Here is a 9,433-nt window from a genome sequence, read left to right on the forward strand (position 1 = left end):
CGACTTCACTGGTCGGCCCTCCAGCGCTTGTCGGGGCTGAACAAGGCGCTTGCGCTTTTCTTACTAGGAGGGATATAAATGCAATTTCCCCAGATTCGCTTGGAGTCAAAGTTTGGGCAGACCGAGATCAGGACTCAGTCTTCGAAACTGGAAATCGAGCAGCCGAAAGCGGAGTTGAGCATCGAGCAGCCGGCTGCCAAGCTGAATATCGACCGTAAGCCGGCGAGATTGACCATCGATCAGACCGAAGCGCGTGCCGATATGGATTTGAAACCCATTTCCCGAAGGATTGATGAAGCGGCACAGCAGGGTTATCAAGACTGGCTTTCCGGTCTCGCGCGCGTTTCTCAAGACGGCGATGAGCTAATGAGGATCGAGAATGGCGGCAATCCGATTGCAGATCAAGCAAAGCGAAACAGCGAGTCGCCGATGCTCGATTTTAATATTGGTTGGACTCCGTCCGCTGGAAGTGTGAAGATTGGCTATGACCCTGGCAAAGTAGACATTAATTGGAAACAAAATAAGCCGGTGATCGAAAGCAGGCTTAATAAGCCAATCATCACCTATACTCCAGGCAAGGCAGAAGTCAGCCTGAAGCAGCATCCATCATTGAAGATTGATTTTGCCAATCTTAGGCATGTCGGAATTAATTATGAACAATCTATTTAAGGAAGGATTCTAAAATGAACATACACACGAAGTACCATGGTGAAGTGGAAATGGACGAGATTCTGACTTTTGAAAAAGGGATACCGGGTTTTGCAGAGGAAAAGCAGTTTGCCTTGCTGCCATTGTCGGATGATGAATCCTACTATGTCCTCCAATCAGTATCGACCCCCGGACTGGCATTTGTATTGACAAACCCCTTTCAGTTTATGACAGCGTATGATTTTCAGCTGGAAGATGCCGCGGTCGAGGAATTGAGCCTGGAAAGCGAACGAGACGTCGCGGTCTATACCATCCTGACTGTCCAGGATCCCTTTGAAAAAACAACCGCAAACCTGCAGGCGCCGATTATCATTAATTTGAAAAACCGCAAGGCAAAACAAGTCATCTTACACAACGAACAATACAAAACCAAACACCCAATCTTTCAAAAAGCAGAAGCGAAGGGGTGATCAAACATGCTCGTACTAACACGAAAGAACGGCGAAACCATCCAAATCGGCGATGACATCGAAATCACCATCGTCTCCGCCAAAAACGACCAAGTAAAAATCGGCATCAAAGCACCAAAAAACGTCGAGATCTTCCGCAAAGAAATCCTCGACCAAATCCAAACCGAAAACCAACAAGCATCCAAAGACATCACATCCCTACTAAAATTTATCAAAAAAACTTAAAAACACTATTAAACAATTTTAACCCCCCGACGATAAAACAAATGTAAGAGAAAATAAGGGCGGCCGACCTTATCGACTCGAACCAATAAACCATTGTTCACAAGGACGTGAACAACAAATTCAAGGAGGAAAACAAGCAATGAGAATTAATCACAATATCGCCGCACTGAACACATATCGTCAGTTGAACGGTGCATCAAATGCTCAATCAAAATCAATGGAGAAATTATCTTCAGGTCTTCGTATTAACCGTGCTGGAGATGACGCAGCTGGACTAGCAATCTCTGAAAAAATGCGTGGGCAGATTCGTGGGTTAGACATGGGTTCTAAAAATGCACAAGATGGTATCTCTTTCATTCAAACTGCAGAAGGTGCTTTAAATGAGACACATTCTATTCTTCAACGTATGCGTGAACTAGCAACTCAATCTTCCAATGACACAAATACTGATTCTGACCGTGTAGAACTTCAGAAAGAGGTAGATCAGTTATCACAAGAAGTAACACGAATTTCTAATAACACCGAGTTTAACACAAAGAAGCTATTAGATGGTGGAATCCAGGCTGGTAATATCAGTGACGTTAAATTTCATATCGGTGCTAACGAAAACCAAAATCTTTCTCTTTCAATTGGAGCTATGGATGCTGCTTCATTAGGTGTTGCTAGAGATGTGGCTAGTGCTACTGTAAGTGCTGCTACTGATGTTACTGGTGCCAATTTATCAGGATCTTTAGGAACAGGAATTACAGATGGAACTACTTTAACTCTATCTGCCACAATTCAAACGGCAGGTACAGTTGCAACTGCAGGAGCTATCGGTGGTATTACGTATACAACTGCTGATAACTCTGATTCACTAAACGGATATACTATTACAGTTAGTAATGGTGCTACTGCAGGTAGTGAGGTAGCTACTGTCGATACTACAAACAAAACAATCACTCTTCAAATCTCTGATGCCTCTGGTACTGAATCAACAGCAGCAAATATTAATACAGCATTGAATGGTGCTTTAAGTTCAGCAGGTGTTACAGATTTAACATTTGATGCGACAGGTACAGTCACTACTGCTGGTGGTACTGGAAGTGGTACATTAACTGGTGGTGCGCAAGATACTGTTAGATTATCTTTAACTGACGGTTCCCTTGTTGAAACAGTTGACGTTCAGGGTAATGCAACTTCAGCAACATTTACAGATTCTACAAAGTTTGATGGTTTAAAAGTTACTTTAGATGGTAACTTAAGTGCTGGTGCTGCTGCTGCTGCTACAACTAGTACTGCTGCATCGATTGCTATTAACAAGACTTCTTCTACAGCAGCAACATTCTCTAATGGAGAACTTTCTAATGCTGCGTCTGTGGCAGGAGGAATTGATATTTCATCACAATCTGCTGCTAATGCAGCAATTACATCAATTAATACTGCGATTGAAACTGTATCAGCTGAACGTTCAAAGCTTGGTGCTTACCAAAACCGATTAGAACACACTATCAATAACTTAAACACATCTTCTGAAAACTTAACTGCTGCAGAATCACGTGTTCGTGACGTAGATTATGCTTTAGCTGCTTAATAGCAGTAACAAGCACAGTCGTCCTAGTTGGTAACGGCTAGTGATTATGATCGGGTGAATTGCTGGAAACTCCTTAGAGCTTTTCTTGCCACAACGTAGTTGGAAACGACAAGCGTGACGGTTTGAAAAAAGAAAAGATTGGGCAATCAGCAGCCAAGCTCCTATCTCGAAAGAGTGGAGAAGGTTCAACGACTAGGATATACCATCTAAGGCCAGAGCTATGATGATGAAATCCGTAGGTGAAACAATGTACATCAGCATTGTGAATCCGAAGTGCCCGACCCCTACTAATACATAGAGGGTGAAGATATAGTCTAGTCATTTATGAAAGTAAATGTTCGCACGATGGCGAAAGAAATGATGGAACAAACTAAGAATTCTATTCTTTCTCAAGCAGCACAAGCAATGTTGGCGCAAGCGAACCAACAACCACAAGGAGTTCTACAACTTCTTCGTTAATTTTACCTAAAAGAGGTTTGTCCTTTGGACAGCCTCTTTTTAGCTTTTGTGAAAAAAAGAATTGTAATGATCTCACTCATTCTCAACCCTGTTCGACTTTGCGTCATAAAGATTTTATTTTGTTCCAATTCGATTAACGTTACTTGGTGACTATATATTAAGGTGGTAGTTGTTAAATGGCTTTTATATAAATCCCTGTACCAATTGGCTATAAAAGTTTCTGGATTGAATTTAAATAAAATCTCTCTAATTTCTTTTGTGGGCTTAGTTAACTGAAACGGTAAATAAATAGTGGTTCTCTTTTGATGTGATTTTATTGGAGAGGTGATTTGACTATATGGTGGTAATTTCCTCGCCATCGATGGATGAATATAATCTTGTACTAAAAAAATAAAGTATAATATTTGAGGTTGGTCGTAAAGGCACAATCTGTTTTGACCATCTAGAGAAAATTCTAGATGAAATAACTCTCTTAATATCTTAATTAGACCAAAATTCTCCTCTCGAGTAAAATTATCAGTCGACAAAATAATTTTTCGTGGTGAACCATTTTTCCAAACCAAATGTCCATCATCTTGGTACCACCACGCTAAAGATTCCGGGCTCAGAGTTTGTTCTATTAATTGTAAAGGAATAATCTTTTTCTTGCCTGCATACCAGGATTTTTTTAACAGGGTAAGTAAAGGAGTAGTCCTGGATTGTACATAAAATGTTTCGGAAAAACCTGCATTAACTCTTGGGTCGATATTCTTTTTATATCTAGGAGGATTGATTGGAATGTAACTATGAAGACTTTCATAGCAGAAATAACACCAACCTTTGTCTGAATAACTGTGCTGGAACCGGAACCTTGGTTGTTTTGTGCCCTCTATAGTTAAACTACCATCTCCTAATAGCTTTGCGTTGATTAAAGAAAGTGATCGTAACGGTATATGTTCCAGGAGTTCTTCGAGCAGCCCCATTTAATTACCTCCAATTTAATCAGAACATTTGTTCCTATTATTATATAGCATTCTAAAAAGATTTTAAACTAAACAAACTCGACATCATTCCGATATAACTACTATAAAACAGAATATTTCAGGGGGAACCGTGATGATCGAGCGACTTTCATCCAATTCATTATCCTCACAACCTAGAAGCATTGCAGTTAGTGATGCGGCAACCATGATTCAGGATAGGGATACCGAGAAAAGGCAAGATTCTCCGGAGGAAGTGGTATTTCCTAAAGAGAAAGTGAAAGAGATTGTAGACAGCGTGAATAAGTTTTTGGAGGCTTCGCCAACGGCTCTGAAATTCGAGTTCCACGAAAAGCTAAATGAGTACTATGTGAAAATTATCGATGAGAAAACGAAGGAAACGATACGGGAAATTCCACCAAAAAAAATGCTTGATTTTTATGCGGCGATGACGGAGTTCCTTGGTTTGTTGGTGGATAAAAAAATTTAAAGGTGATTAAAACATGGCTAGTAATATGCGAATTGGCGGACTCGCCAGCGGGATGGATATTGACCAGATAGTAACGGACTTGATGAAGGCGGAGCGTATCCCTTTGGATAAGCTAACTCAGAAAAAGCAATTTCTTGAGTGGCAACGGGATGATTATCGAGAGATGAATACGTCGTTATTAGAGTTGGATACCCAAATTTTTGATGGTGTTTTTAAGCAAGGGTCTTATGCGAAGAAAACGATTTCTGTTTCGGATCCAGCTGCACTAGGAGTCAAGAATATTAATTCCACTGTTGATTTTTCAGGGACGGTTCAAGTGGATACGCTTGCTAAGGCGGCAACGATGTTTTCAAAAGCGTCCAGCACAATTAATACTACCGACAAGCTAGTGGCACAAGGGATAACGGCACAAACGCTGACGATTAAAGCGATCGGCAAGGACGGCAAGTTGGATCAAGGTGTCCCAATCGAGATTACAGCGGACGATACGATCGGTACGTTAATTGATAAAATAAATAAAAGTACTGGTGTGAATGCCTATTTTGATGAGCAAAAAGGGACGCTGTCCATCATTGCGAAAAACACCGGGGATGTTGCGGGAACAGCCGAAATAGAACTTTCGCCGAGCGGAAATGCAGGCGATTTTTGGACCGCAATGAATATGCACAGTGATAATATTGCAGCATCCACGGATGTTTCTGCAGGTGGCCCGTTCGGATCGGTAGGGGCAAATGCAGCTTTGACCTACAACGGAATGCCAATTGAACGATCCTCTAATAATTTTACAATTAATGGGGTTGAATTTATTTTAAAGCAGGAGAATACAGGGAATGTGAATTTTTCCTCATCAACTGACACAGACGCGATTCTTGATACGATTGTAAAATTCGCAGACAAGTATAACTCGGTCATTGAAAAGGTAAAAAATGAATTAGAGGAAAAGCGCTATCGGGATTTCCAGCCACTAACGACGGAACAGAAGGATGCGATGAATGAAAAAGACATCGAACGCTGGGAAGAGAAGGCCAGAAGTGGAACCTTAAAAGGCGATACCATTTTATCAGGTGCCTTGAATAAAATGCGGATGGATCTAGCCACAGCAGTGGAGGGCGTCACTGGAGCAACCCAACTAGCTGAAATCGGAATTACGACCTCTAGCAACTATCTGGAGGGCGGGAAGCTAGTTATTGATGAAGATAAATTGAAAGCAGCAATCACGGCTGACCCGAATGGAGTTTATGAGCTTTTTGCCAAGGATGGCAATTCCTCTGCCACTGATGGCTTGGCAAGAAGATTAAGAGATACGATCAAAGATACGATGAACAATATTGAAACACGTGCAGGGAAGTCCTACAGTGTTAATAATACCTTTACACTGGGCAGAAACTTAGATAGTATTGATGACCAAATCGTTCGATTTGAAGATCGTCTTTTACAGGTGGAGGACCGTTACTGGCGCCAATTCACGGCGATGGAAAAAGCGATTCAGCGGTTCAATGAACAGTCAATGTACATGATGCAGCAGTTCGGCGGCGGCATGTAAGCAAAATTCCCTTTGAAAAAGGAGAGTCACTTAATGGCAGTAAATAATCCATACCAGTCTTACCAGCAGAATTCCGTAAACACGGCTTCGCCAGGTGAATTGACGTTGATGTTATACAATGGTTGCTTGAAGTTTATCAATCTGGCCAAGCATGGGATGCAGTCCAAGGACATCGAGGGGAAGAATTTGAATATCCAGAAGGCGCAGAACATCGTCCATGAATTGATGGTGACGCTGAATATGGATCTAGAAGTCTCGCAAAATATGATGTCGTTGTATGAGTATATGAATCGCCGTTTAGTCGAAGCAAATATTAAGAATGACCTCGATGCGCTGGCGGAAGTGGAGGGGCTGGTCACGGAATTCCGCGATACGTGGAAGCAAGTAATCCAGCTGAATCGCCAGAAGAAGCACAGCCAGGGCGGCAGGGCGTAGTGAGTGTGCTAAAGAAATTCCACAAGGCAACGATCGAACTGATTCAGATTTTGCAACAGCCTCAGACAGAACGGGATCAGAAGATTTTACAGGTGGAAGCACTGTTGGACAGGCGCGAGGCGCTGATGAAAGAAATCGTCCCGCCGTTTACTCCTGAGGAAGCGGAGCTGGGCAAGCAAATTGTTACAATGAACGAGAGGCTTGAGCAGTTGATTACAGCTGAAAAAGTTTCGATCCAGAAGGACATCAAGGAGCTCCATATGAAAAAGGAATCAAACACTAAATATGTCAATCCATATCAAAACCTTTCGACAGATGGCATGTTTTACGACAAGAGGAAATAGGTGAATGGATTGGATGGATTAAATGAAGAGAAAATGCTCTTAGTCAGGCAGTATATCGGTTTGCTGGATACCATTGAAGAAGCTTTTGGACATATCTTTTTTTGTCTGGAAGAACGGAAACTGGAGGCTGCCGATCACTTGTGGGATGACGTCCGTTTGGCATTTGGGCAAATTCATCTCTCCAATCAAGTTCTCGCTGAGCATTTTGCGGAGCGAACTGGAGTTTTGAACCAGTTTGCATCCTTCGATGATGTTTGGGAAAAGGCTCAAGTTCTTCCTTATGCCGATTACAGCGTGTGGGAAGAAGTAATTGGGGAAAGCATTTATCCTGCTTTTTCTGAATGGTCCAGAGAAATCAATAAACAATTCAGGCCTTATTATATCAACTAAACCGTCCGATTTCGGGCGGTTTTCCCTTGTAACGACAAGCTTCTACAAAATATCTACTATCTCGACGGTAAAAACAGACATAAAATTGTCAAATCTTCTGACTGTTTTTGCAGGAGTTCTTTAGGGTAAAATAGAATTAGTAATACATAGTTATATCCCAAAGGAGGAGTCCACTATGAACTACAACATTCGTGGAGAAAACATTGAGGTAACTCCAGCAATCAGAGAGTATGTAGAGAAGAAGGTTGCGAAGCTGGAACGGTACTTTACTGAGTCGCCCAATGCTAACGTGAACGTGAACCTGAAAGTTTACCCGGATAAGAAATCGAAAGTGGAGATTACGATTCCGATGAAAGACCTAGTACTTCGCGCCGAGGAAACTCATGAAGATATGTATGCTGCAATTGATTTGATCACAGATAAGCTAGAGCGCCAGATCCGCAAGCATAAGACAAAGGTGAACCGCAAATTCCGTGAAAAGGACAGCCTGAAGGATTATGCTCCCATTTTCACCGAAGTGGAGCAGGTGGATGAAGACGACGATCTTGAGGTGGTCCGCACGAAGAGCTTTAACTTGAAGCCGATGGACAGCGAGGAAGCGATTCTGCAGATGAACATGCTTGGCCACAGCTTCTACGTGTTCACTAATGCTGAAACAAACCAGACAAATGTTGTTTACAAGCGCAACGACGGTCGCTACGGTTTGATTGAAGCGCAATAACAATCTAACACTCTCCCCACAGTCAGAAATTGGCTGTGGGTTTTCATTTTGTTTTTTGAAGGAAAAATAATATCGAATGTCGAAATAGTTTCACAGGAGGCGACACATATGACATTTTCGATCGTAGCGTATGATCCGCGGGAAAAAGAATGGGGGATTGCTGTGCAATCCAAATTCCTTGGAGTCGGGGCAGTTGTTCCGTTTGCCAAGGCTGGAGTGGGCGCTGTAGCGACGCAATCCTATGCGAATACCGCTTATGGCCCGCAGGCGCTGGAATGGATGGCACAGGGGAAATCAGCGGAGGAAGCGATGGAGCTGATTACCAAAGATGACCCAGACAAGGAAATGCGTCAAGTTGGTTTGATTGACGCTGCAGGAAGCGCGGCTACTTTTACGGGTTCTGCCTGCTATGACTGGGCAGGCGGAGTGACGGGCAAGCATTTTGCAGCTCAAGGAAATATTTTAGTAGATGAAAAGACCGTGAAAGCAATGGCCGAGACCTTTGAAGCAACGGAAGGATCGCTCGCCCATCGGCTGCTGCAGGCGCTGCATGCCGGCCAGCAAGCTGGCGGCGACAGCAGGGGCCAGCAGTCGGCAGCACTTCTCGTCGTCAAGGAAAAGGGTGGATACGGCGGCTACAACGACCGTTTCATCGATTTGCGTGTCGACGATCATCCGGACCCTATCAACGAATTGATTCGTATTTACGGGCTGCAGCAGCTTTATTTTTCCAAAGCGAAGCCAGAGAAGATCGTGGCAGTTGCAGGAGAGGTCAAGGAAACAGTCATCCAGCATCTGAAGCGGCTCGATTACTTGAAGGCGAATCCGTCTGACGATGCGGAACTCCACCAGGCGCTCACTGCCTATCTGCACACGGAAAACTTCGAGGAGAGAGAACAGGAACAAGGCAAGATCGATCTGGAAGTGTTGGAGTTTATGAAAAATCAATAATGCATAAGTCCCCTGTCTAATCGCAGCGGGATTTTTTCGATTGGTTGTCACTCCCTATTGTAAGTGGTAAAATAGGAGGAGGAAATAAAGCGAATTTTTTTAAAGGGATTCGGTGCATGAAACGGCGAATCTTTTTTCTTTTTGACATTAAGATAGAATTCACTTCGAGAATTGTCCAGCTCCAGCGCCTAGCCCCTCGAGTCGCTTCGGTCCGCTCAGGTGAAG

12 protein-coding genes and 1 pseudogene are annotated in these 9,433 nt (G+C 43.0%); 12 read left to right on the top strand and 1 reads right to left on the bottom strand.

Annotated features, from left to right (window positions below):
* Nucleotides 1-78: 78 nt before the first annotated feature.
* From UB32_RS15250 to UB32_RS15270, 5 genes and pseudogenes are all read left to right on the top strand, one after another.
* Nucleotides 79-669, top strand: coding sequence for a DUF6470 family protein (locus UB32_RS15250; RefSeq protein WP_044395186.1), 591 nt, complete (start codon nucleotides 79-81; stop codon nucleotides 667-669).
* Between the two features lie 14 nt (nucleotides 670-683).
* A complete protein-coding gene (gene fliW / locus UB32_RS15255; RefSeq protein ID WP_044395189.1) occupies nucleotides 684-1,118 on the top strand; it encodes a flagellar assembly protein FliW in 435 nt (144 codons plus the stop codon).
* 6 nt (nucleotides 1,119-1,124) lie between these two features.
* Nucleotides 1,125-1,343, top strand: a complete 219-nt coding sequence (gene csrA / locus UB32_RS15260) for a carbon storage regulator CsrA (RefSeq protein WP_044395191.1) — start codon at nucleotides 1,125-1,127, stop codon at nucleotides 1,341-1,343.
* Nucleotides 1,344-1,482: 139 nt separating this feature from the next.
* The gene (locus UB32_RS20735) at nucleotides 1,483-2,916 is read left to right on the top strand and encodes a flagellin (RefSeq protein WP_044395193.1); all 1,434 of its coding nucleotides are present in this window, start codon (nucleotides 1,483-1,485) and stop codon (nucleotides 2,914-2,916) included.
* Nucleotides 2,917-3,261: 345 nt separating this feature from the next.
* Nucleotides 3,262-3,375, top strand: a pseudogene (locus UB32_RS15270) (flagellin); the annotation flags it as partial.
* A gap of 2 nt (nucleotides 3,376-3,377) precedes the next feature.
* On the opposite strand, the gene UB32_RS15275 reads toward UB32_RS15270, so the two are convergent.
* Entirely contained in the window at nucleotides 3,378-4,337 is a 960-nt protein-coding gene (locus UB32_RS15275; protein WP_052807063.1) for a hypothetical protein, read from the bottom strand.
* 133 nt (nucleotides 4,338-4,470) lie between these two features.
* Between UB32_RS15275 and flaG the strand changes: the two genes are divergently transcribed.
* The 7 genes from flaG to UB32_RS15310 all read left to right on the top strand — a co-directional run bounded on the left by flaG (nucleotide 4,471) and on the right by UB32_RS15310 (nucleotide 9,208).
* Nucleotides 4,471-4,824 (top strand): flagellar protein FlaG, encoded by a 354-nt coding sequence (gene flaG / locus UB32_RS15280; protein WP_052807064.1) that lies wholly within the window; start codon nucleotides 4,471-4,473, stop codon nucleotides 4,822-4,824.
* A gap of 13 nt (nucleotides 4,825-4,837) precedes the next feature.
* The gene (locus UB32_RS15285; RefSeq protein ID WP_044395201.1) at nucleotides 4,838-6,367 is read left to right on the top strand and encodes a flagellar hook-associated protein 2; all 1,530 of its coding nucleotides are present in this window, start codon (nucleotides 4,838-4,840) and stop codon (nucleotides 6,365-6,367) included.
* A 33-nt stretch (nucleotides 6,368-6,400) separates the two neighbouring features.
* Entirely contained in the window at nucleotides 6,401-6,802 is a 402-nt protein-coding gene (fliS, locus tag UB32_RS15290) for a flagellar export chaperone FliS (RefSeq protein WP_044395203.1), read from the top strand.
* On the top strand, nucleotides 6,802-7,146 hold the full coding sequence (locus UB32_RS15295) for a flagellar protein FliT (protein WP_044395206.1): 345 nt from the start codon (nucleotides 6,802-6,804) through the stop codon (nucleotides 7,144-7,146). The genes fliS and UB32_RS15295 overlap by 1 nt, the downstream gene beginning before the upstream one ends.
* Nucleotides 7,147-7,536, top strand: a complete 390-nt coding sequence (locus tag UB32_RS15300) for a hypothetical protein (RefSeq protein WP_044395208.1) — start codon at nucleotides 7,147-7,149, stop codon at nucleotides 7,534-7,536. It begins immediately after the preceding gene.
* Nucleotides 7,537-7,711: 175 nt separating this feature from the next.
* Nucleotides 7,712-8,257 carry a ribosome hibernation-promoting factor, HPF/YfiA family gene (gene hpf / locus UB32_RS15305; protein ID WP_044395211.1) on the top strand — a complete coding sequence of 182 codons (546 nt, stop codon included), beginning with the start codon at nucleotides 7,712-7,714 and terminating at the stop codon, nucleotides 8,255-8,257.
* A 108-nt stretch (nucleotides 8,258-8,365) separates the two neighbouring features.
* Nucleotides 8,366-9,208 (top strand): DUF1028 domain-containing protein, encoded by an 843-nt coding sequence (locus UB32_RS15310; RefSeq protein WP_044395214.1) that lies wholly within the window; start codon nucleotides 8,366-8,368, stop codon nucleotides 9,206-9,208.
* Nucleotides 9,209-9,433 lie beyond the last annotated feature (225 nt).

It is taken from the genome of Mesobacillus subterraneus (assembly GCF_000934845.1).
Taxonomy (GTDB): Bacteria; Bacillota; Bacilli; order Bacillales; family Cytobacillaceae; genus Mesobacillus; species Mesobacillus stamsii.